The organism is Pantoea sp. Fr-CA_6 (genome assembly GCF_024520895.1).
Taxonomy (GTDB): domain Bacteria; phylum Pseudomonadota; class Gammaproteobacteria; order Enterobacterales; family Enterobacteriaceae; genus Pantoea; species Pantoea agglomerans.
The window spans coordinates 14,533-37,977 of sequence record NZ_JALNPO010000016.1 but is presented as its reverse complement, the minus strand read 5'-3'; the positions used below and the strand labels follow the sequence as shown (position 1 = coordinate 37,977).

At 54.6% G+C, this 23,445-nt stretch carries 20 protein-coding genes; 12 read left to right on the top strand and 8 right to left on the bottom strand.

Annotated features, from left to right (window positions below; translation table 11 throughout):
- Positions 1–110: 110 nt before the first annotated feature.
- A complete protein-coding gene (locus tag NR201_RS20490; RefSeq protein ID WP_010253344.1) occupies positions 111–1,616 on the bottom strand; it encodes a CoA-acylating methylmalonate-semialdehyde dehydrogenase in 1,506 nt (501 codons plus the stop codon).
- Positions 1,617–2,037: 421 nt separating this feature from the next.
- Between NR201_RS20490 and NR201_RS20485 the strand changes: the two genes are divergently transcribed.
- The gene (locus NR201_RS20485; RefSeq protein ID WP_256850115.1) at positions 2,038–2,853 is read left to right on the top strand and encodes a TIM barrel protein; all 816 of its coding nucleotides are present in this window, start codon (positions 2,038–2,040) and stop codon (positions 2,851–2,853) included.
- Between the two features lie 84 nt (positions 2,854–2,937).
- Here the strand turns inward: NR201_RS20485 and NR201_RS20480 are convergent, their stop codons facing one another.
- Positions 2,938–4,161 (bottom strand): MFS transporter, encoded by a 1,224-nt coding sequence (locus NR201_RS20480; RefSeq protein ID WP_033785697.1) that lies wholly within the window; start codon positions 4,159–4,161, stop codon positions 2,938–2,940.
- Positions 4,162–4,461: 300 nt separating this feature from the next.
- On the opposite strand from NR201_RS20480, the gene NR201_RS20475 reads away from it, so the two are divergent.
- Positions 4,462–5,517, top strand: a complete 1,056-nt coding sequence (locus tag NR201_RS20475; RefSeq protein ID WP_010253354.1) for an AI-2E family transporter — start codon at positions 4,462–4,464, stop codon at positions 5,515–5,517.
- Here the strand turns inward: NR201_RS20475 and NR201_RS20470 are convergent.
- Positions 5,506–6,189: a FadR/GntR family transcriptional regulator gene (locus tag NR201_RS20470; RefSeq protein ID WP_010253357.1), complete on the bottom strand. Its 684-nt coding sequence runs from the start codon at positions 6,187–6,189 to the stop codon at positions 5,506–5,508. The genes NR201_RS20475 and NR201_RS20470 overlap by 12 nt on opposite strands.
- A 149-nt stretch (positions 6,190–6,338) precedes the next feature.
- Here NR201_RS20470 and uxuA point away from each other — a divergent pair, with 149 nt between their 5' ends.
- From uxuA to NR201_RS20445, 5 genes are all read left to right on the top strand, one after another.
- Complete coding sequence (gene uxuA / locus NR201_RS20465; protein ID WP_022624002.1) at positions 6,339–7,523, top strand: mannonate dehydratase; 1,185 nt, start codon at positions 6,339–6,341, stop codon at positions 7,521–7,523.
- 287 nt (positions 7,524–7,810) lie between these two features.
- Complete coding sequence (locus tag NR201_RS20460) at positions 7,811–9,418, top strand: EAL domain-containing protein (protein ID WP_250327948.1); 1,608 nt, start codon at positions 7,811–7,813, stop codon at positions 9,416–9,418.
- 423 nt (positions 9,419–9,841) lie between these two features.
- Positions 9,842–11,347, top strand: a complete 1,506-nt coding sequence (gene proP / locus NR201_RS20455) for a glycine betaine/L-proline transporter ProP (protein WP_010253365.1) — start codon at positions 9,842–9,844, stop codon at positions 11,345–11,347.
- A 127-nt stretch (positions 11,348–11,474) separates the two neighbouring features.
- Positions 11,475–12,452 (top strand): porphobilinogen synthase, encoded by a 978-nt coding sequence (gene hemB / locus NR201_RS20450; protein WP_010671515.1) that lies wholly within the window; start codon positions 11,475–11,477, stop codon positions 12,450–12,452.
- Positions 12,453–12,554: 102 nt separating this feature from the next.
- Positions 12,555–13,523, top strand: coding sequence for a diguanylate cyclase (locus tag NR201_RS20445; RefSeq protein WP_010671514.1), 969 nt, complete (start codon positions 12,555–12,557; stop codon positions 13,521–13,523).
- 26 nt (positions 13,524–13,549) lie between these two features.
- Here the strand turns inward: NR201_RS20445 and NR201_RS20440 are convergent, their stop codons facing one another.
- On the bottom strand, positions 13,550–14,572 hold the full coding sequence (locus NR201_RS20440) for an alpha/beta fold hydrolase (protein WP_256850114.1): 1,023 nt from the start codon (positions 14,570–14,572) through the stop codon (positions 13,550–13,552).
- Positions 14,573–14,916: 344 nt separating this feature from the next.
- Between NR201_RS20440 and NR201_RS20435 the strand changes: the two genes are divergently transcribed.
- Positions 14,917–15,417: a helix-turn-helix domain-containing protein gene (locus NR201_RS20435; protein WP_022623998.1), complete on the top strand. Its 501-nt coding sequence runs from the start codon at positions 14,917–14,919 to the stop codon at positions 15,415–15,417.
- Here the strand turns inward: NR201_RS20435 and NR201_RS20430 are convergent, their stop codons facing one another.
- Positions 15,418–16,077 (bottom strand): epoxyqueuosine reductase QueH, encoded by a 660-nt coding sequence (locus tag NR201_RS20430; protein WP_022623997.1) that lies wholly within the window; start codon positions 16,075–16,077, stop codon positions 15,418–15,420.
- Positions 16,078–16,348: 271 nt separating this feature from the next.
- On the opposite strand from NR201_RS20430, the gene NR201_RS20425 reads away from it, so the two are divergent.
- Positions 16,349–17,737: a sugar porter family MFS transporter gene (locus tag NR201_RS20425; RefSeq protein ID WP_010253379.1), complete on the top strand. Its 1,389-nt coding sequence runs from the start codon at positions 16,349–16,351 to the stop codon at positions 17,735–17,737.
- A gap of 15 nt (positions 17,738–17,752) precedes the next feature.
- On the opposite strand, the gene NR201_RS20420 is transcribed toward NR201_RS20425, so the two are convergent.
- A complete protein-coding gene (locus tag NR201_RS20420) occupies positions 17,753–18,430 on the bottom strand; it encodes an SDR family oxidoreductase (protein WP_022623996.1) in 678 nt (225 codons plus the stop codon).
- A 228-nt stretch (positions 18,431–18,658) separates the two neighbouring features.
- On the opposite strand from NR201_RS20420, the gene NR201_RS20415 reads away from it, so the two are divergent.
- A complete protein-coding gene (locus tag NR201_RS20415) occupies positions 18,659–19,678 on the top strand; it encodes a LacI family DNA-binding transcriptional regulator (protein ID WP_256850113.1) in 1,020 nt (339 codons plus the stop codon).
- 343 nt (positions 19,679–20,021) lie between these two features.
- Positions 20,022–21,104, top strand: coding sequence for a type I restriction endonuclease (locus NR201_RS20410; RefSeq protein WP_010671510.1), 1,083 nt, complete (start codon positions 20,022–20,024; stop codon positions 21,102–21,104).
- Positions 21,105–21,136: 32 nt separating this feature from the next.
- Here NR201_RS20410 and NR201_RS20405 read toward each other — a convergent pair whose 3' ends face one another.
- Positions 21,137–21,964 (bottom strand): hypothetical protein, encoded by an 828-nt coding sequence (locus NR201_RS20405; protein WP_010253387.1) that lies wholly within the window; start codon positions 21,962–21,964, stop codon positions 21,137–21,139.
- A 1-nt stretch (position 21,965) separates the two neighbouring features.
- Positions 21,966–22,163 carry a hypothetical protein gene (locus NR201_RS20400; RefSeq protein WP_010253388.1) on the bottom strand — a complete coding sequence of 66 codons (198 nt, stop codon included), beginning with the start codon at positions 22,161–22,163 and terminating at the stop codon, positions 21,966–21,968.
- 292 nt (positions 22,164–22,455) lie between these two features.
- Between NR201_RS20400 and NR201_RS20395 the strand changes: the two genes are divergently transcribed.
- Positions 22,456–23,442, top strand: coding sequence for an aldo/keto reductase (locus NR201_RS20395; protein WP_010253389.1), 987 nt, complete (start codon positions 22,456–22,458; stop codon positions 23,440–23,442).
- The last annotated feature ends 3 nt before the right edge of the window (positions 23,443–23,445 follow it).

Sequence of the window (23,445 nt, the reverse complement as noted above, 5' to 3'; positions counted from 1 at the left end):
CCTCTCTGTCACGATTGACGCTGCGGTGGGCTCGCGGGCGCGGTGCCAGCGAACAAAGCGACCGGCAGATTATCCTGCCGGTCGCGCACCGGGATCAGCGTTGAAATGAATCAGCCTAAGGTTGGCATACTGAATTCAGACACGGTCTGCTGACCGGATGGCCAGCGTACGGTGGCCGTTTTCATGCGGGTATAGAAACGCACGCCATCCGGTCCATGAACATTGAGCGCGCCAAACACTGAACGCTTCCAGCCGCCGAAGCTGTGGAATGCCATCGGCACCGGAACCGGCACGTTGACACCGACCATACCCGCTTCAACGTTCTGCACAAACTCACGTGCGGTGTGACCGTTGCTGGTGAAAATCGCGCTTCCGTTGCCGAATTCATGGCTGTTAACCAGTTGCAGCGCACTGTCGTAGTCCGGCGCGCGCATGATGCTCAGCACCGGCCCGAAAATCTCTTCACGCCAGATCACCATCTCAGAGGTGACATGATCAAACAGCGTGCCGCCGACGTAGTAACCTTCGGCGTGACCTGCAACCTGCACGTTACGGCCATCGACCACCAGCTTCGCGCCTTCCTGCTCGCCTTTGTCGATGTAGCCCAGCACTTTCTTCTGGTGCGCCGCCGAAACGACCGGTCCCATCTCATTTTCATCAGCGCCCTGATTAATGCCAGGGCCGATACGCAGCGCGTTCACCAGCGGAGTCAGACGGGCGATCAGCTTGTCGGCGGTATCATCGCCCACGGCGACCACAACCGGCAGCGCCATGCAGCGTTCACCAGCAGAGCCAAACGCACCGCCCATGATGGCGTTGACGGTGGCATCCAGATCGGCATCCGGCATAACGATAGCGTGGTTTTTCGCCGCGCCAAACGCCTGTACCCGCTTGCCGTGGGCGCTGGCGGTTTTATAGATATGCTCAGCCACGCCAGAAGAACCGACGAAGCTCACCGCGGCAATACGTGGATCTTTATAGAGCTGCTCAGCATCTTCATTGGAACTGTGTACGACGTTAAATACGCCATCGGGCAGGCCCGCTTCAGTCAGCAGTTCAGCCATACGCACTGCCGCGGAAGGATCCAGCGCCGGTGGCTTCAGCACAAAGGTGTTACCGCAGGCCAGGGCTATCGGGAACATCCACAGCGGCACCATCGCCGGGAAGTTAAACGGCGTAATGCCCGCCACGACGCCGACCGGTTGCATCAGCGAGTAGCTGTCAACGCCGCTGCCGACGTTCGGGGAATATTCGCCTTTGAGCAGATGGGGGATCCCGCAGGCAAACTCAATCACTTCGATGCCACGCGTCAGTTCACCCAGCGCATCAGACCAGACTTTGCCGTGCTCAGAGACAATAAGCGCCGCCAGCTCATCACGGTGCTGTTCCATCAGGGCTTTAAAGTTGAACAGAACGCGGGCGCGACGCAGCGGCGAGGTTTTCGACCAGGCGGCAAAAGCGTCATGCGCGACACCAATCGCCTGGGCCACTTCATCAGCGGTACTTTGCGTCAGTTCACGTACCACTTTGCCGGTTGCCGGATCGTAAACAGGAATGGTTTCGTTGCTGGCGCTGAAAGTGGTTTTACCGCCAATAAAGTTACCTATGATTGTCATGATGTTGCCTCTTTAGATGGTTAAGTTCCCTGCAGACGGACCATGCGACCTGCCACACTGCCTGACCAGGCAAACCTGAAAGCGTGCTAAGAAGCTATTACAGTGGAACAAATTTTTCAAATGGTTCTTTTTGGAAAATTTGATTTTAGCGGCATAGATCGCATTTTTCCCGCCACTTAGTCTCTCGCGGCATCACGATGACGGGAGGCCACTAATAGCGGTCAGCCTTAGCGTAGCAGGGTAATAGCCGGGGAGTGGTTTGGGCGTTTTACTGCGAAGTCGATCCAGCCTTTATGCATCGGGCTGAAACGGAATATGAAATTAATGCGAGGCTGATCTAATAATTTGCGTTTCATTATTCACTATTAATGAAATAAATGTTCTCTTTGGTCGCATCATCCTCCTGTCCCGGAGTCAGCGCATGGCCATCGATCCAACCCGTTTCTGTATCAACCGCAAAATTGCGCCCCGGCTCTCGCTGGAGGCATTTTTTCAGCTGGTTCAGCGTCTGGGGCTGAGCAAGGTTGAACTGCGTAATGACATGCCGGGCGGCAGCGTCACTGACGATCTCAGCACCGATCAGCTGCGCGCTCTGACCGACAGGTATCATATTGATATCATCACCATTAATGCGCTCTATCCGTTTAACCGCATTGATGACGCGCTACTGGCCCGGGTCGAAGCACTGTTACAGACAGCACAACAGATTGGTGCAAAGGCGCTGGTCATGTGTCCGCTGAATGAGGGGATTGCCGTGTCACCTCAGCAAACCCAGGCGGCGATGCAGCAGCTGGCCCCGCGCTTTGCCCACTATGGCATTCAGGGTCTGGTGGAGCCACTGGGTTTTCCGGTCAGCTCGCTGCGTTCGGCGGTACAAGCGCAGCAATTGATCGCCGCGGCGGACGTGCCCTTTAAGTTATTGCTGGATACCTTTCACCATCATCTCTATGAGCAGGCTGAGCAGGAGTTTCCAGCCGGCATTGATGTTAACCAGATCGGTCTGGTGCACCTTTCGGGCGTGGAAGATCGCCGTCCGACCGCCGAACTGACCGATGAAGAACGCATCATGTTGAGTGATAACGATGTACTGAAGAGCGTGGTGCAGGTGAAGCGGCTGGAGATGCTTGGCTATAAGGGCGTTTATGCCTTTGAGCCTTTCTCCAGTCAGCTCAGCAACTGGGCCCCTGCGGAGATTGAACGCCAGATCCGCAACAGTATTGAACTGCTGCAAGCCTGAATCCTGTTCTGCGCTTTGCGCGCACCATTAATCGGTTTATCTGTGTCTGAAAAGACGTTCTGGCCCGCTGCTGGGCCATTTTTTTTATCCTGAAGAATCGTCTGCTGCCGGCAACACCGCCTGACGCCGCTGCATGCGCAGCGTGCAGAAAAAAGCGACGCAGACCAGCAGCGCCGTGAGCAGGTAGACGCGTGAGACACCCGCATAAGTCATGATGAATCCGGCAAGTGGCCCGGTTATCCCCAGCGACAGATCCATAAAGGCGGTGTAGGTCGCCAGCGCGCTGCCCTGATTCTGCTGCGGCACCACTTTTACCGCCACCACGCCCAGCGCCGGGAATACCAGCGAGAACCCGGCACCGGTCAGAAATGCGCCCGCTTTTGCCATCCAGGGATCACCCGCTGCGGCCACCAGAAACAGTCCGGCGGCTTCAACCGCCAGGCAGATGCTGGCGACCCGCAGACCGCCGTGGCGGTTAATCGCATTCGGGAACAGCAGGCGCGCGCCGACGAAAGCGCCGCTGAACAGGGAGAGCGCAAAGGCGGCCCCTTCCCAGCCTTTATCCTGATAGAACAGGGTAATAAAGGTGGCGATGACACCGAAACCCGCCGAACCCATCGCCAGAATCGCACCAAAACCGGCGATTTTCCCCAGCACCGCACGAAACGGCAGGGGTCTGGCCCGGCTGGCTTTTACGGCCGGACGCGGCACCGCGCAGACGATGCCTACCACGCAGATAGCAACAATGACCAGCGACAGCCACAGCAGGCCACCCGCCCGGAATATCACCACGCCGAGCGGCGCGCCAATCGCCATCGCGCCATAAGTGACAATGCCGTTCCAGGAGATAACCCGGCCAATGTGCAGCGAACCCACCCGCGCCACACCCCACAACGAGGTGCCGGTGCCGGTAAAACTCTGGCCCACGCCCAGAATCAAGCGGCCCACGCAGAGCAGCGTCAGGCTTAACAGCGGTGATTCGATGAGCGCCGCCAGCAAAATACATAACCCGCTGATCAGACAGCCCACCAGGCCAGTCACCACCACTTTCTTTGGCCCCCAGAGATCGGCATAGCGTCCGGCGTGTGGGCGGCTCAGCAGCGTCGCCACATATTGCAGGCTGATTACCAGGCCCGCCCAGAATGCGCTGAAGCCCAGCTGGTCATGCACCCATCCTGGCAATACCGCCAGCGGCAGACCGATAGTGAGATAGCTGGCAAAGTTGTAGGCCACGATAGAGAGGATCAGCAGAGAGATGTGCAGGTTTCCGGATGGGGTGTTCGGTTCCGCGGCAGGCTGTTCAGGCATGAGTCCTCGCGCTCGTATTTGGCTGAATGATAAGGTTTATCCTTTAACTATACCCGCTTTCGCCACTGGTGCCTCTTAATGACACGGTTATCGGGCGGCTGCCCCTGCCCGCACGTGCAGCAGAAAGCCGGGTTAAAACCGGCACAATGGGGAGTTGCTGCTCTGGCGCGATAGCTGAGTGCTGTGGCGCTGATTACATCATCCACCTGCCACCACGCTTTACCGTTTCTCTGATAAATCAGATTGTTAATTTTGTTTCAGCTACACTTTCAACAGCCAAATTACGTTATGAGAGAGAGAATGAGCGAGCTGCAACGGGAAAAGATCGGACAAAATATTCTGATAAAACTGGCGATGCTGGTCATTATCCTCGCCGGGGTTCGGGCAGCGTCAGACATTCTGGTCCCGCTTCTGCTGGCGGCGTTCTTTGCCATTGTGCTTAATCCACTGGTGACGATGCTGATGCGGCGTGGCTTCCGCCGTGGACTGGCGATTGGGCTGGTGATCACGGTAATCTTCTGCGCTCTCGTGCTGCTGGGTGCCATTATTGCCAGCTCAATGAGTGAGTTTTCCGATCTCTATCCGCAACTGCGTGCCACCATGGAGCAGAAAATGACGGTGCTGCAACATCTGGCGGCGGGCTTTCATCTCAATATTTCAACCGATGCGCTGGTACAGCGTTTCGATCCTAATACCATGATGAACCTGGCTACCGTGGCGCTGAGCGGCTTTTCCGGCGCGATGACCAATACCGTGCTGCTGGTGCTGACCGTGGTCTTTATGCTGTTTGAGGTCCATCACCTGCCCTATAAAATGCGCAACGCGCTGGTGAATCCGAAAATTCGCATCGCCGGACTGCATAAAGCGCTGAAAGGCGTCACGCACTATCTGGCGCTGAAAACCCTGGTGAGTCTGATAACCGGCATCGCGGTCTGGCTGAGTCTCTATCTGCTGGATGTGAAGTTTGCGCTGTTATGGGGTGTCGTAGCGTTTATCCTCAACTTTATTCCCAATATCGGCCCGATTATTGCCGGTATCCCGCCCTTCCTGCAGGCGTTGTTACTGAACAGCCTGTTTGATGCCGCGATGGTGGCGGCGCTGTTTACCGCGATTCATATGGTGTTTGGCAATATGCTGGAACCGCGCCTGATGGGGCGCGGTCTTGGCTTATCGACACTGGTGGTGTTTCTGTCGCTGGTGTTCTGGGGCTGGCTGCTCGGTCCGGTCGGCATGCTGCTCTCGGTGCCGCTCACCAGCATTACTAAAATTCTGATGGAAACCACGCCAGGCGGCAGCCGTCTGGCGATTATGCTGGGCACCGGACGACCTAAGCGGGCACGGGCATTAACCAAGTAGCCGCTGCTGCACGTGCTGGAGATGGCTCTCCATCGCCTGACGGGCCGCTGCTTCATCGCCCGCCACAATCGCATTGGCGATCTGCTGATGGTCAGCGTTCATCTCCTGCGCGAAGCTGTTATCGGCATAATGGCGCTCCAGTCGCTGCACATGCGGGCTGTGGCGCCGGTTCCATAACTGCTCCAGCAGGTCGCGTAATACATCATTGCCGCTCATCTCACTGATCAGCAGATGGAAGCGCTTGTCCTGCTCCAGAAAGGCCGCGTCGTTTTCATTGTACTGCTGCAGTTCAGCGGTCAGCGCCAGCAGTGCTGCACGCTGAACGGTGGTGCCGTTACGTGCGGCAAATCCTGCCAGCATCCCTTCAAAGGCTTCACGCGCCTGCAACAGATCCTGCAGACTGCAGGTTTCGCTCTCCTGCGGAACCGCAGCCTGCGGCAACGGCTGGGCGACGTAAACACCGTTGCCAGTGCGGATATCGACCCAGCCGGTCATCTCCAGCGCAATCAATGCTTCACGCACTGATGAACGACTGACACCCAGCTGTTTTGCCAGCTCACGCTCCGGTGGCAGCAACCCACCTGCCACAAAGTCACCGCGCGTGATACCGGCCATGATGACGTTGGCGATCTGACGGTACAGGCGCTCGGTTTTTATTACTGGCAGCGTCATCACCCTCTCCTCTGATTGCACTTAAAAGCGATCTCTTCACCGATGCAGTTTGTCATGCTGCGATCCGGATCACGGCCCTGTTTTGTCCACTATCATACTCTTGGTCCAGCGGCCTGACCACTGGGCCACATCACAGTTGAGGAGTAAAAATGGAACATACATGGCGATGGTACGGCCCCAACGATCCGGTCTCACTGGATGATGCGCGTCAGGCGGGCGCGACCGGCATTGTGACGGCGCTGCACCATATCCCTAACGGCGAGGTATGGCCGGTTGAGGAGATTAAAGCGCGTCAGGCACTGCTGGCGGAAAAAGGTCTGGTCTGGTCGGTGGTAGAGAGCATCCCGGTCCATGAGGCGATTAAAACCCAGCGTGGTGACTACCTTCGCTATATCGCTAATTATCAGCAGTCGATACGCAATCTGGCCGCCTGCGGCATTGATACCGTCTGCTACAACTTCATGCCGGTGCTGGACTGGACCCGAACCGACCTCGCCTGGACGCTGCCGGATGGCGCAAAAGCGCTGCGCTTCGACGCCGACGCTTTTGCGGCCTTCGAGCTTTATCTGTTGCAGCGTCCGGGGGCCGAGCAGGATTACAGCGCTGCCGAGCAGCAGGCCGCCGCTCAGCGCTTTGCCGCCATGAGCGCAGAAGAGAAAAGCACTCTGGTGCGCAATATTATCGCCGGTCTGCCAGGCGCCGAAGAGGGTTACACCCTGGAGCAGTTTCAGGCGCAGCTGACGCAGTATGACGGCATCGACAAAGCGAAACTGCGCGAGCATATGGCCACCTTCCTGCGCGCCATCGTGCCGGTTGCGGAGGAAACGGGCGTTAAACTGGCGGTGCATCCGGATGACCCACCACGTCCTATTCTGGGCCTGCCGCGCATTATTTCTACCCAGGAAGATATGCAGTGGCTGAAAGAAACCGTGGACAGCCTGCACAACGGTTTCTGTTTCTGTACCGGCTCCTATGGCGTGCGTGCCGACAACGCGCTGGTTGAGATGGCGGAAACCTATGCCGACCGCATTAACTTTATCCATCTGCGCGCCACGAAACGCGAGGCAAACCCGGCCAGCTTCCATGAAGCGGCGCATCTGGCGGGCGACGTCGATATGGTCAGCGTGATCAAGGTTATTCTGGCGGAAGAGCAGCGCCGCCGTCGGGCGGGCAACCTGCGGGCGATTCCCATGCGTCCCGATCACGGCCATCAGATGCTGGACGACCTGCATAAGCGCACCAATCCCGGTTATTCCGCCATTGGCCGCCTGAAAGGCCTTGCCGAACTGCGCGGCGTTGAAGTAGCGCTGAAACAGATCTATTTTGCCGATTAAATAAAACGTCCTGCCCTGCGCCCGCCCTGTGACGGGCCAGGGTCTCTCCTGGCCACTGCGGCGGATCGGCCTTTTGCCCTGCCTGCCTCCCGTTTTCACCTGATTGTTTTGCTGCATCGCAACGAAAACCAAACAATCTGTCAAAAAATGCAATGTCTGGTCGATAATTGACCTTAGTCAGTTCTCCTGATCGCAAAAACGCTAATCTGCACCGCCCGGAGAGATGCTATGCTGCGCCACTGATCAGCACCTCCGCATAACACCAATAATACTCAGAGGATTCAGCGGTGCCGCTACTGAAACGAAAACGCGACTACGCCAGGCTGGTGATTATTATTTCCGGCGTGCTGCCTTTGATTATTGGCATTTTTTTCACCGCCCTGGATGCGCGCCACACCGTGTATCAGCAGCAGGTCACCGCGGCGAATACGCTGTTATCTCAGGCTGAAAGAATGAGCGACAGCGCCTGGGATATGATTACCGTGCTGCGCCAGTTTCATCATCAGCCCTGCAGCCAGATTGAAAACCAGTTGCAGCGCATTGGCTCGCTCAACCCCTATTTTCGTGCGATCGGTAAAATGGAGCAGGATCACATCGCCTGCTCATCGGTGTATGGTTCACGCCCAGGCCTGCTGAAAGAGATGATCATGCGCGACGCGCCGGTTACCGGAAAAGCCTGGTGGAGTCTGTCCATTGCCGGAACAACGGGCGTACCGAATCGTCCGGCCGTGATTTTTATGCGCGATCTGCCCGATGGCGAGGGATTCTGGGCAGTGATTGATGGCCAGTATCTGATCGATTTTATGCGCGCGATCAGCAGCAGCCATCTCTATCATTTCAGCATGACGTTCAGCGGCGGCGCGCCGATCTCGTTTGGCGATCCACACATCGCCGCGTCCAGCTGGTTTGAACCCATGATTTATCAGGCTATCTCCCATCGCTATCCGCTCTCTGTCACCCTCATTGCCTCACCCTCTGAACTGATCTCGGCCTGGCGTCAGGTGATGTTTATCATCATGCCGATGGCCGCTATCTTCTCTATTCTGCTGATGATGCTGATGGCGAACTGGCTGAAACGGCGTATTTCATGGCGCGATGAGATTCGCCGGGCCATCACCAGCGGCCAGTTCAGGGCGCACTATCAGCCGGTCTATGACAACCGGCTGCAACGCTGCAGCGGTGCTGAAGCCCTGCTGCGCTGGACAACGCCCGACGGTAAAGGCGTGCGGCCAGATATTTTTATCGGCGCAGCAGAAGCGGAAGGCATGATTGTGCCGCTGACCCGCCATCTGCTCGATTTAATTGCAGAGGATGTGCAGGCGTGGCAGGTTGAGCCCCATTTCCACCTGGCCATTAACGTGGCGGCGGATCATCTGCAGCATCCTGACTTTGTCGACGATATGCTGCAGTTTGCCGAACGGATCAAAGATAAGCAGTTCCTGATTACCCTTGAGCTGACCGAACGCAGCCTGATCAAAGATGGCGCTGAGGTGGCTCGCAAGCTGGAGCAGTTACGTGGTTGCGGAATGAAGGTCGCGATTGATGATTTTGGGACCGGTCACTGTTCGCTGAGCTATTTACAGACCTTCACGATAGATTATCTGAAAATCGATCGCGGCTTTATCAACGCGATTGAATCTCTGGAAGGCAGAACGCCGGTGCTGGACGCCATTATCCAGCTCAGCCATGAGCTTGAGCTGGAAGTGCTGGGAGAAGGCGTTGAGACCGCGTTACAGTTCAGCTATCTGCAACGGCGCGGCGTGGTCTTTATCCAGGGCTATTATTATGCCCGCCCGATGGACAACACGGCGCTGGTTGCCTGGCTGACCGATCGGGGCGAACAGCCGATTGAGCGGGAGCTGGCTCTTCAGACCCGGCAGGAACCCGACGTCTGAACCAGAGCAGATTGCAGCTGAACCGCCAGTCGAGCAACACTCACTCATCTTTCTGCTCTCCGCCCTGTGATGCAAAGCGGATAACCGCTTCCGGTGCCAGCATGGCCCGTATCTTCCCTTCTTTGCCCCTGATTCGCTGAAAAAAACGGCGGTCGTCACGCTCAGTGATAATTTTTTTGCGGTTGCAAACAGCTCTATTTGTTGTAAAAACAGGCCGGATGTAGCCCAAACATGACAGATATCACACAAAAACGGTATACTCTGTCGCTGTTCGCAATAATTACAACAGTAATTATTGTGTCTGCCGGCGCATAAACAGTGCTTATTTACGGCTATGCTTAAATTTCTCAACGCAGCGGTCTGAACGACTCACACCCGGCTCGCGCCGTTGAGGACTTTCGTGTTCCAATACAGGGTAATTCTATGAAATTGCGTAGGAAGCGTGTAAAACCAATTGGGATCGATGATGTGACTATCATCGATGATACCCGTTTACGTAAAGCCATCACCGCGGCCTCTCTGGGCAACGCGATGGAGTGGTTCGACTTCGGTGTTTATGGCTTTGTGGCCTATGCGCTGGGTAAGGTCTTTTTCCCGGACGTTTCACCGGGCGTTCAGATGATAGCGGCGCTCGCCACTTTCTCTGTTCCTTTCCTGATTCGCCCGCTGGGTGGACTGTTCTTCGGTATGCTGGGCGACAAATATGGTCGTCAGAAAATCCTCTCCATCACCATCATCATCATGTCGGTCAGTACTTTCTGTATCGGCCTGATACCGTCCTACGCCTCCATCGGCATCTGGGCACCTATTCTGCTGCTGTTAGCGAAGATGGCTCAGGGCTTCTCGGTGGGCGGTGAATATACCGGTGCCTCAATCTTTGTGGCCGAATATTCGCCTGACCGTAAACGCGGCTTTATGGGAAGCTGGCTCGACTTTGGTTCGATTGCGGGCTTCGTGCTCGGTGCGGGCCTGGTGGTGCTGATTTCCTCCATTATCGGAGAAGAGAGTTTCCTTGAGTGGGGCTGGCGTCTGCCGTTCTTCGTCGCGCTGCCGCTGGGAATTATCGGTCTTTACCTGCGTCATGCGCTGGAAGAGACCCCGGCATTCCAGCAGCACGTAGACAAACTGGAACAGGGCGACCGCGAAGGCCTGCAGGATGGTCCACAGGTATCGTTTAAAGAGATTGCGACCAAACACTGGCGTAGCCTGCTCTCCTGTGTCGGTCTGGTTATCGCCACTAACGTCACCTACTACATGTTGCTGACGTACATGCCGAGCTACCTGTCACATAACCTGCACTACAGCGAAGACCACGGTGTGATGATTATCATCGCCATCATGATCGGTATGCTGTTTGTCCAGCCAATGATCGGCATGATGAGTGACCGTTTCGGCCGTCGTCCGTTTGTCATCATCGGCAGTATCGCCCTGATGATCTTCGCGATTCCCGCCTTTATGATGATCAACAGTGGCGTACTCGGACTGATTTTTGGTGGTCTGCTGCTGCTGGCGGTAATCCTCAACGCCTTTACTGGCGTGATGGCCTCTTCACTGCCTGCGATGTTCCCAACGCACATCCGCTACAGTGCGCTGGCGAGTGCGTTTAACATCTCGGTACTGGTTGCCGGTCTGACGCCAACGCTGGCCGCCTGGCTGGTAGAAACGACCAATAACCTCTACATGCCAGCCTACTATCTGATGGTGGTGGCAGTGATTGGTCTGATTACCGGTCTGTACATGAAAGAAACTGCCAACAAGCCCCTGAAAGGCGCGACACCGGCGGCTTCTGATATGGAAGAAGCGCGCGAAATCCTGCAGGAACATCACGATAACATCGAGCACAAAATCGAAGATATCGACGAAGAGATCTCCCGTCTGGAAGCGAAACGTAAAAACCTGGTGCAGCAGCATCCGGATATCAACGAGTAATCGTTCTGCTCTCCCGCCGCCCGGCGGGAGAGTTCTTTTCCCCCTCTCTTACCGCACACAAACCTTCATCCCTCGCGGGCAAAGGGAGTAAACTGTTGTCACTTTTTTCACCTGCGTAAGAATGAAAATGTCTGATTATTCCCTTATCCAGCGCCCAAGAAGATTGCGCGCCAGCGCCTCAATGCGTGAAATGTTCCAGGAGTCCTCACTGAGCCTGAACGATCTGGCTCTGCCCATCTTTGTTGAAGAAGAAGTCGACGATTACAAAGCGATTCAGGCGATGCCTGGCGTGATGCGTATTCCGGAAAAACGTCTCGCCTATGAAATTGAGCGCATCGCCAAAGCGGGTATCCGCTCGGTGATGACCTTCGGTATTTCGCACCACACCGATGCCACCGGCAGCGATGCCTGGAACGAGAACGGTCTGGTGGCACGTATGTCCCGCATCTGCAAAGATACCGTGCCAGAAATGATCGTGATGTCTGACACCTGCTTCTGTGAATACACCAGCCACGGCCACTGTGGCGTGTTGTGTGATCACGGCGTCGATAACGATGCTACCCTGGAAAACCTGGGTAAGCAGGCCGTCGTTGCCGCCGCAGCCGGTGCGGATTTCATCGCCCCGTCAGCGGCGATGGATGGTCAGGTTGAGGCGATTCGCCGGGCACTGGACGCTGCGGGCTTCACTCAGACCGCCATCATGTCCTACTCCACCAAATTCGCCTCCTCGTTTTACGGCCCTTTCCGTGAAGCGGCCGGAACGGCGCTGAAAGGCGACCGTAAAACCTACCAGATGAACCCGATGAACCGCCGTGAAGCGATCCGTGAATCGCTGCTCGACGCGGCGCAGGGCGCGGATTCACTGATGGTGAAACCGGCAGGTGCTTATCTGGATATCCTGCGCGATATCCGTGAACGTACCGAATTGCCGCTGGCGGCTTATCAGGTGAGTGGTGAATACGCGATGATCAAATTTGCCGCTCAGGCCGGTGCCATTGATGAACGCAATGTGGTGCTGGAAAGCCTGGGTGCGATTAAACGCGCCGGTGCAGACCTGATTTTCAGCTATTTCGCCCTTGATCTCGCCGAACAAAAAGTGCTCTGATCCCCTCCTTATAAAGAGCGTGATGGCTATGTCACGCTCTTCTTCTTCGCCGTAAGGCAAACACCAGAACCTGGCTTGAGCTAAAAAATAAAGGGCTCTGTGATGAAAGCACCTGAAATCGCTGCCGACGAGGCACAACGTTTATCGCAGTTGCGTGCGCTGAACATAATGAACACCCCAGCGGAAGAACGATTTGATCGTTTAACCCGTCTGGCGCGCCGCCTGTATGACGTTCCTATCGCGTTAGTCAGCCTGCTGGAAGCTGACCATCAGTGGTTTAAATCCGCTCAGGGCTATGAACCCGCAGGATCGCCCCGCGACATCTCCTTTTGCGGTCATGCCATCCTGCAGGATGAGATCATGATCGTTGAAGATGCCGCAGAAGATGAACGTTTTTATGATAATCCGCTGGTTACCGGCGAACCGCATATCCGCTTTTATGCCGGCTGTCCGCTGCGGGCACCGGGCGGCGCTAAAATGGGTACCCTCTGTATCATTGGTCGTGAACCGCGTCAGTTTAATGAAGAGGATCAGGCCACGATGCGCGACCTGGCCGCCATGGCCGAAGCGGAACTGGTCGCCTTTCAGACTGCCACCTGTGATGAACTGACGCAGATCACCAATCGTCGCGGCTTTATGACGCTGGGACAGATGGTGCTGAACGAGTGCCGGCTGAAAAACCGGCCCGCCTGCCTGACGTTTCTCGATCTCGACAAATTTAAGCAGATTAATGACTCGCTGGGCCACCGTGAAGGCGACCGCGCGCTGATGGACTTTGCCGATGCGATGAAAGTGGTGTTCAAGCATTCGGATCTGTTTGCCCGTCTGGGTGGCGATGAGTTTGTGGTGCTGTTTAATGGTCTGCAGCAGCAGCAGAGCGAAGCGCTGCTGCTGCAGTTTGACCGTTATCTGCAACAGCAATCAGTCAGTCTGAACCGCCGTTACCGCCTGCAATTCTCGTCCGGCGTCGTGGAGTTTGACGCGGCGCATCCGCAATCGCTGGAGCAGTTGCTGCACGACAGCGATGAGCAGATGTACCTCAGTAAAAAGCAGAAACGCGTGGCGATCTAAGGTCAGGCGCCGCAGCGCCTGACGGTTCAGGGACGCGCCAGATCGTCCAGCAGCGTCTGGTTAAATTTTGCCGGTTCTTCCATTTGCGGCGCGTGTCCCATACCGGGGAATTCGATTAAGCGCGCCCCTGGAATGCGTTTTGCGACCTCTTTCCCCAGTACCGCGTAATCACCCAGCCGGGCTTTCACCTCTGCCGGGGCGATATCACTGCCGATGGCAGTCGTGTCTGAGGTGCCGATCATCAGCGTGGTGGGCACTTTCAGCTCGCCGAATTCATAAAATACGGGCTGAGTGAAGATCATGTCGTAGATTAAGGCGGAGTTCCATGCCACCTTCTGGTGGCCCGGCCCACTGTTGAGTCCGGCCAGCATATCAACCCACTTGTCATATTCGGGTTTCCAGCGACCGATATAGTAGGTCTGCTGCTCATACTTCTTAATGCCCTCTGCGCTGAGTTTGAGTTCGCGCTGATACCACTGATCCACGGATCGCCATGGTGCGCCTTTGGCTTTCCAGTCCTCCAGCCCGATCGGGTTAACCAGCACCAGCTTCTGTGTCTGTTCCGGGTACATCAGCGCATAACGTGTTGCCAGCATCCCGCCAGTGGAGTGACCCATAATCACCGCCTTCTTCACACCCAGCCGGGTGAGCAACTGGTGGGTGTTATCTGCCAGCTGCTGAAAACTATACTGGTAACTGGCTGGTTTGGTCGAGCTGCAGAAGCCAATCTGGTCGGGCGCGATAACACGATATCCCTGCAGACTGAGTGCGCGAATGGTCTCTTCCCAGGTCGCGCCACAGAAGTTTTTACCGTGCATCAGCACCACGGTTTCACCGTTGGCCTGTTGCACCGGTTTCACATCCATATAGCCCATACTCAGCGGCTGCTGCTGGGATTTAAAATCAAAATGCTGCAACGGATAGGGGTATTGAAATCCTTCCAGCTGTTCGCCATACACACCAGCGGCACTGGCAGGTGCATGAGCAAATAACGCCAGCGAGGTGAGCAAGGCGGCAAGCGGTTTTTTCAGCGCGTATGTCGGGCTCATCCGGGGGGTTCTCCAGGTTAAAGGTGAGCCGTAAGCCTGGCATGTCGCAGCCAAAAATCTATTGATGTGCCGTGCTATAGCCGTGATTACAGAGATTCCGGCAAGGTAAACCGTGAGTCTGGCTGCGGACTCACGGCTCGTTTTGATTACTGTCCCGCGGAATCGCTTATTCATTCACCCACAATTACCAACAGATTAATCACAATTCATCTTTTTTATTAATAACACCCCCTCAAATGAATATCTTCAGAGATAACGATTAAAATCCTGAAAAATCTTTACGCAAAGAATAAGCACATTAAGATAAAAATTTTAGAATCTTCTTAAATCAAACAGGGGGTTCTATGAACGAAAATAAATATAACGAAAGCGTGATCGTCTCTATCACTGAGTGGATTAATAATAATCTGGACCAGCGTTTAAGCGTTGATGATATTGCAGAAAAGGCGGGTTACTCTAAGTGGTATTTACAGAAACTTTTTGCCCGTTATCATAATGAAACCCTGGCGCGATATATTCGTAAGAAAAAGCTTAACGCCAGTGTTCATGATTTAAAAAACAGCCGCACGCCCATCATCAGCCTGGCGCTGAAATACCATTTTGAAAGCCAGCAATCTTTTACCCGATCTTTTAAGCAGATTATGGGTTGCACGCCGAGCGTCTGCCGTAAACGTCTGATGAAGGACGAGGCAAAGCAGCAGCTGGCCGACGTTGATGATCCCTGTGCGCTGTGCAGTTACGGTCGGGCGGAAAGCATAAAGCAGAGCTGTGGCGTAACAGTCCGGCCTGTTACGCGCTCAGCGCGCGGATATGCGCCATCAGACGCTTTCCGCGAAATAGGTTAATCAGGATTCATCCGGCTGATAATATTGCACACCAATCTGAATACGCTCACGTCCCTGGGTGACGCGATGACGATTGGTGTCGCGCAGTGAATAGACACAGCCACAATATTCCTGCTGATAGAAACTCTCGCGCTTGCTGATTTCAATCATGCGCGACGACCCACCACCTTTACGCCAGTTAAAATCCCAGTACATCAGATCCGGATACGCCGCCGCTGCGCGGACTCCGCAGCTGTTAATCTGCTTCATATCTTTCCAGCGCGAAATACCCAGGCAACTGGTCATCACCGGAAAGCCGTTCTCATGGGCATAGAGTGCCGTACGTTCAAAGCGCATATCAAAGCACATGGTGCAGCGTTCACCCCGTTCCGGTGACCACTCCAGGCCGCGCGCCCGCTCAAACCAGTTATCCCGGTCATAGTCCGCATCAATAAACGGCACACCAAATTTTTCGGCAAAGCGAATATTCTCTTCTTTACGCAGCTCATACTCTTTGAGCGGATGAATATTCGGGTTGTAGAAATAGATCGTGTATTCAATGCCGGATGCCAGCATCGCTTCCATCACCTCCCCCGAGCAGGGTGCGCAACAGGAGTGCAGCAGGACTTTTTTATGACCGCCCGGCAGAGGCAGCGGCTGACGCTGGAAAGGTTCAGACATAAGCACCTTCAATCAATAGCAGTAAAGCGGCAGTGTAATGCCGCAGGCGGGCAGTTGCAAAACCTGACCTGACGCGCCCTGTTTTGCGTAATCGTGCCCCGGCCGCGGTTTCCCTCTCCTGAACCAACCCGCTGATCTCTGATGCTTTCTAATTGAGGCAATGCTGTGTAGCACCGGTGATAGCCGGAAGTGTGATCGCCCCCACACTGGCATCGACTATGTTTACATAACATTAACAATATTGACACTGAACCCTCGCAAGGAGACTCGCATGGTCGCGGCAAAAAAATCAGGAAATCAACAGAACCGCTTTACCTGGTTCGTCTGTTTTATGGCTGCGCTGTCCGGCCTGCTGTTTGGTCTGGATATCGGCGTCATTGCAGGTGCCTTGCCGTTTCTGGCGAAGGATTTGCAGATCACTAACCATCAGCAGGAGTGGGTAGTGAGTTCGATGATGTTTGGCGCGGCGCTGGGCGCACTGGCGGCGGGCTGGATGTCATCAAAGCTGGGACGCAAGAAAAGTATGCTGGCGGGGGCGACGCTGTTTGTCATTGGCTCGCTGTGGTCGGCCTTCTCACCGGATGTGGAGTCGCTGGTCTGTGCCCGCGTGATGCTGGGTCTGGCGGTGGGAATCGCCTCTTACACCGCGCCACTCTATCTGGCGGAGATTGCGCCTGAACGTATTCGTGGCTCAATGATTTCGATGTACCAGCTGATGCTGACCACCGGCATTGTCGTGGCCTATCTCTCCGACACCGCGTTCAGCTACAGCGGTAACTGGCGCGGGATGCTCGGCGTGATCGCCATTCCGGCGGTGATCCTGTTTATCGGCGTGCTGTTTCTGCCCAACAGTCCGCGCTGGCTGGCGGCGCACGGACGCTTTAACGAGGCGCAGCGGGTGCTGGATCGGCTGCGTAACAGCAGCGAACAGGCCCGGGAGGAGCTGGAAGAGATCCGGGAAAGCCTGCAGGTGAAGCAGCGCGGCTGGTCGCTGTTCCGTTCTAATGGCAATTTCCGCCGCGCGGTGTGGCTGGGTATGCTGCTACAGGTTATGCAGCAGTTTACCGGCATGAATGTGGTGATGTATTACGCGCCTAAAATCTTCAACATCGCCGGCTTCTCCAGCACCAGTGAGCAGATGTGGGGCACGGTGATTGTCGGGCTGGTTAATATGCTGGCCACGCTGATTGCGATCTTCTTTGTCGATCGCTGGGGTCGCAAGCCGATGCTCACCACCAGTTTTCTGGTGATGGCGGTTGGCATGGGCGTGCTGGGAACGCTATTGCACATCGGCGTTGAGACAGATTTCCGCAAATACTTTGCTGTCGCGATGCTGCTGATGTTTATCGTCGGCTTTGCGATGGCGGCCGGACCGGTGATCTGGCTGCTCTGTTCAGAGATTCAGCCGCTGAAAGGGCGTGATTTCGGCATTACCGCCTCCACCACCACTAACTGGGTCGGCAATATGATTGTTGGCGCCACCTTCCTGACCATGCTGGATCAACTGGGTAATGCCAACACCTTCTGGTTCTACGGCGCGCTCAACCTGGTGTTTATCGTGCTGACGCTGATGCTGGTGCCGGAGACCAAACATGTGACACTGGAGCACATTGAACGCAATCTGATGAAGGGTAAAGCGCTGCGTGACATCGGGGCGTAACCGCCCCGCTTCAGCCTACCACTGCAGTTGCTGGCCGGCGTAATCGACATAGTGATGACCACCGCGACCGCGCCACTGGATCAGCTGCTGGACGATACCGGCGGCACTCTCTTCTGCCGTCAGGGGCGCACTCTCGCCGCCCATATCCGTTTTCACCCAGCCGGGATGCAGCGTCAGCAGCGTCCCGCTCTGCGCTTCCACTGCCGGAGTCAGCGTGCGGCTCAGCATATTCAGTGCGGCTTTGCTGGCCGAGTAAATCGGCATCTGCGCCTCCGGATTTTCATTCAGGCTGCCGAGCTGAGATGAGGTCAGCGCCAGCACGCCTTCCTGTTTCAGCAGCGGCAACAGGATCTCTGCGCTGCGAACCGGGGCTATCGCATTGGTCAGGAACAGTTGCGCCAGCACCTGATCGTCACTCTGCGACACTTTCTGGTGCGCAGGCCCGGAAATCCCGGCGTTAATCAGAATCGCATCGAACGACTTGCCACTGAGCTGGCTGGCAAACTGTTGAACCGCTGATGAGTGGGTCATATCCAGCGAATGCCAGTGAATGTCTGGCCGGTTACCCTGCTCCGGGATGCCACTACGATGCGTGGCCGTGACCTGCCAGCCCTCATCGGCAAAGGCCTGCGCCACCGCGAGACCGATACCACGTGAAGCACCAATAATCAGAACCTCTTTTTGCTGAGCCATATTCATTCCTCGTTGATTGTCTCGTCACAAGCTTAACGGTAAATCGGCCCAGGCAGCGGCCAGTTGTGCTTTTTAGCCAGACGACCGCACTGCAGGTAAAACCCCACGGCGTAGCGCTGTTGATGGCTTTCCATCATTAAATCGCTTTATCTTTTACTTTTAACCGGTTAGAAGAGATAAACAGTCTGGCAGGCAGCAGTCAATTTGCCATTTTCGCATGGAGTCTGAATGAAAAAGCTCACCTTAGAGGTGGTGGCAAAAATGGCAGGCGTCGGGATTGCGACGGTCGATCGGGTGCTGAATGAGCGCGGCGGCGTCTCCCTGGAGACCAGCCGTAAAGTCCTGAAAGCCGCACGCGAAGTGGGGCTGAAGCGTCTGCTGCCAGAGGAGTACCAGCATCCGTGGCAGATTGAGGTGTTCCTCAGCAATAACGGCTCATCCTTTTTTCAGCAGCTCACCATCCATTTCAGCGAGGTCGCCAGTCAGCTTGGCTATCGCCGCCTGAAACTGCACAAAACCCTGGTGGCCGAAGCGCAGCCTGAGCAGCTGGCGCAAAGCATTATCGCCCGCAGTAGCACCCGCGACGGCATCATTGTTTTTGCGCATGACTCGCCGCCCATCTATCGGGCACTGGCGCTGTGCCGCAGCCGCAATGTGCCGGTGATCACCATCGTCACCGATCTGCCCGATGCCGACCGCTTGTGTCATGTTGGCATCGACCAGTATCAGGCGGGACGCACAGCCGGACTGCTGATGAGTAAGACAGTGAACCAGCCCGGCGACATTCTGATGGTCAGTGGCCGTTTTGATTACCGCGCCCATCGTCAGCGCATCGCGGGATTCCGTGAGGCCATGGAGCAGCGCGCGCCGCAGCGTCATCTGCGTGAAGTGCTGTCGGGTCAGGATCAGCGGGAAACCATTCGCAGTGAGCTGGCCCGCCATCTGCGTCCGTCGCAGGCGATTGCAGGGGTTTATAACACCGGCATGGGGAATAGTGATGTCAGCGACACCCTGCGCGCCCACCAGCTGCTGGGTAAATGCACCTACATCACCCATGAGCTTTATGATGTCACCCGCCAGCTACTGCTGAACGATGAAGTGGCCTTTACCCTGGATCAGCATGCTCAGCAGCATGCCCGTTTAGCGATTGATCTGATGCTGAGTCATCTCGAAACCGGCTATCAGCCGGATGTCTATCAGGCGGGCAAAGTGGCCTTTCGGCTGTTTACGGCGGAAAATATGGTGTGAGGTGGGCCATATTCAGGGGAGTGATCGCCTGATAACCGAGTCAGCGTTGTCTGGCGAATACCTGATGTGGCTGGTTAAAATTCAAAATCAGCCTTTTAAAGTGAATTTTTTTGAAAAAAAACCTTTCTAAACGATCACGAAATAGCCAATTACCTTTTTTTCTGATAATTTTTTCTTACTTTATCCTGAATTGAAGGAACAATTCAAAATGATGCCAATCAATTAACCAATTGATTGGCATCGTAAAAATATAAAAAACGACCTCTTGCATTCCGGAAGCTTCATTACCTCAGCTAATGAAGTTAAACACTATGGCTAAGAAGAACTAAAAACAGGGTGAGCTATGGATATTTTCAATAACCTCAATGGTCTTTCCGCTAAGATTCAGCAGCAAGCAGCAATTATTCAGACAGAAGAAGCCACTAAAAGCGCGTTTGTTATGCCCTTCATCAGTCAGATACTGGGATATGATGTATTTGACCCGACTGAAGTCATACCTGAATTCATTTGTGATGTCGGCACCAAAAAAGGTGAGAAGATTGATTACGCCATTTCTAAAGGCGGAGAGATTCAGATCCTGATTGAATGCAAAAAGATTGGCGAACCGTTAAATGTTAAACATGCCTCGCAACTCTTCCGTTACTTCCATGTGACTAACGCGCGAATTTCCATTTTAACAAATGGCCAGCTCTATAAATTTTTTACCGATCTGGATGCACCGAACAAAATGGATGAAAAGCCATTTTTAGAACTGGATTTGCTGGATATTGATGAACACGTGGTTCCAGAACTGGTTAAGCTCACCAAAAGTGCTTTTGATGTTGATTCGATTGTCAGTGCAGCTGGTGAACTTAAATTTATCAGTCAGATAAAAAAGATGATTTCCAGTCAGTTCAGTGAGCCTGATGAGGATTTCGTTAAACTTTTTGCCTCACGTGTATATGACGGCATACTCACGCAGAAAGTCAGAGAGCAATTCTCTGTACTAACTAAAAAAGCTGCCACTCAGTGGCTAAATGATCAGGTGAATGAAAGACTCAAATCCGCGATCAGCGGTGGAGCGATGGTTTCGCCACAACCTAATAACGAGGATTCGGCAAAAAGCAGCAGTGACAAGAACGAGGCTGAAAGCGGCATGATTGTCACTACAGAAATGGAGATAGAAGGGTTTCACATCATAAAATCAATAATCCGAAAAGTTATTGAACCTCAGCGCATCACTTTCCGGGATACTCAAAGTTATCTTGGTATTTTAATCGATGACAACAATCGTAAGCCAATTTGCCGTCTTCACTTCAATCGCAGTCAGCTATATATCGGGATGTTTGATGGCGAGAAAAAAGAGACTCGCCATCCGATTACATCACTCAACGATATCTACAACTTCACCGATCTGTTAAGGGATGCAGCGAAGCAATATTGTTGATAGCCAGGAGCCAGGATGCAGTCCTGGCTCGATTAACCCGCGGCATCCCGGCTTTTATCGTCCGGGCTGTCCGCATCGTCATTACCCTGGCTCTTCTCCACTTCCTGCGGATGTCCCATCGAAAGCGCAGCCGCACTGGCCGGGTCGAACAGCGACAGACTCTCAATCTGGTCAACCATGATCACTTTACGGAACGACATCGCATCTTTGGGTTTCGAGTCGAGCGTGATGTCGTGCTCGGCGTACCACTTGCTGTAGTTATGTTCCACCGCCAGCTTCAGCGTCTTGCTGTCGCGATATCCGCTCAGCATCGGGATCAGCACGATATTTTTGGTGCTCTCATATTCAAAAGTTGAAGCATGGATCATGCCGATGTAAATGCGGCGCGACTTCATTGTAATCCACGCCAGTTCGCCCTCTTCCATGCACTGAAATAACAGTTGCTCCACACCATTAGAGCGTGACAGCTGCTGATAGAGGTCTTTACGACCGGAGACGTTCAGTCGTGCACTGCCTGCCCAGTTTGAGCGGTAAAGGCAGAGAAGAATGGCAAAGGTGAGCATGATCACCACGGGAGCCTGGATGCCCAGGAAACTCCAGTTCATAAACTCCACCTGCCACTTCAGGTGGACGCCGGGGATCATCTGGACGGCGTTGGCGATGCCGGAGATACAGAGCAGCACCAGCCAGATGATACCGGTCGCAAACACACCCTGCAGGACGAAAATACAACCGTAAAGCGCGACCAGGAAATAGACATCCCAGCCCGACGAACGACGGATTTTAAAGCGGCTGTTCAAATCACGGCTGGTGTACCAGTAACCACTGACCATCAACACCATAAATATTGCGGTACCCACCTCACACTCCCTTTAACGTATTCACGTGGCGGGCAAAATCTTCATGGACTTCCTCGCTCAGCGTGTTGACCGAGATATTGCCGTTTTCATCAATAATGATGCGCTCACCTTCAGCGATCGAGTCATTGATATCCTGACGGGTCATGATCTGCAGAAACTTATCCGGACTGGCAAAGACCGACTTAACAAATTTAAACATAGCGATCCACTTGTTGGCCTTAAAATTGAAGTATGTGACCGAATCCACACTCTCGCCTGTTTAATTTCGGGTGAAATTTCTTAAAATCAATTAATTAGCGAAGCGGTAGTCACCTTGCCCATGCCGTTTTCCGCTGAAATCTTCAACGTAACCAGCAGCATGGCGTAGCAGCATCGTATTTTTACCGTGCAGGTCTGCAACGACGTCACATCGCCTCTCTGCCAGGAAGCGCTAAGCTCATTGGTTAGCCGCTTTCTGTCACCCTGTCTGAAACGCATCGAGGAATGTTTGCATGAAACTACGAACACTGGGCCGTACCGGTCAGCGCGTCTCCGAAATTGGCTTTGGCGCATGGGCCATTGGCGGAACCTGGGGGGAAGTGAGCATGGAGGATGCCAAAGCCGCGCTGAATGCTGCGCTGGATGCGGGCATTACCTTTATTGATACCGCCGATGTCTATGGCGATGGCCGTTCCGAAAAAATCATCGCAGAGGTGCTGAATCAGCGCGGCGGTGAACGTCCGTTTGTCGCCACCAAGCTGGGGCGTCGCCTCTCGCCACATGTGGCTGAAGGTTACAATGCTGAAAACCTCAACGCCTTTATTGACCGTTCACGCGAGAACCTGCAAACCGACACGCTGGATTTAGTGCAGCTGCATTGCCCGCCGACCGAGGTCTACTACAACCCGGACGTCTTTGCGGTGATGGATGAGATGGTCGCTGCCGGAAAAATCCGTCACTACGGTGTCTCCGTTGAGAAAGTTGAAGAAGGTCTGAAGGCGCTGGAGTTTCCAAACGTCTCGTCAATTCAGCTGATCTACAACATTTTCCGCCAGCGTCCGGCTGAACTGCTGCTGCGTGAAGCGAAACGCCGTGATGTGGCGATCATCGCCCGCGTGCCGCTGGCGTCGGGCCTGCTGACCGGCAAAATGCGTGCCGATAGCGTGTTTGCCGCTGACGACCACCGCACCTTTAATCGTAATGGCGAAGCGTTCGATAAGGGCGAGACCTTTTCCGGCGTACCTTATGAGGTGGCGCTGGAGGCGGTTGAAGAGATTCGCCGCTTTGTCACTGGCGACACCACCATGGCGATGTTTGCCCTGCGCTGGATACTGATGAACGAAGATGTCAGCGTGGTGATCCCTGGCGCGAAAAACCGCGAACAGGCTGAAGCCAATGCCCGCGCCAGCGATGTCGATGCGCTCTCTGCAGATACGATGGCGGCGCTGAAGCAGATCTATCAGGAGAAGATCGCGCCTCACGTGCATCAGCGCTGGTAAGCG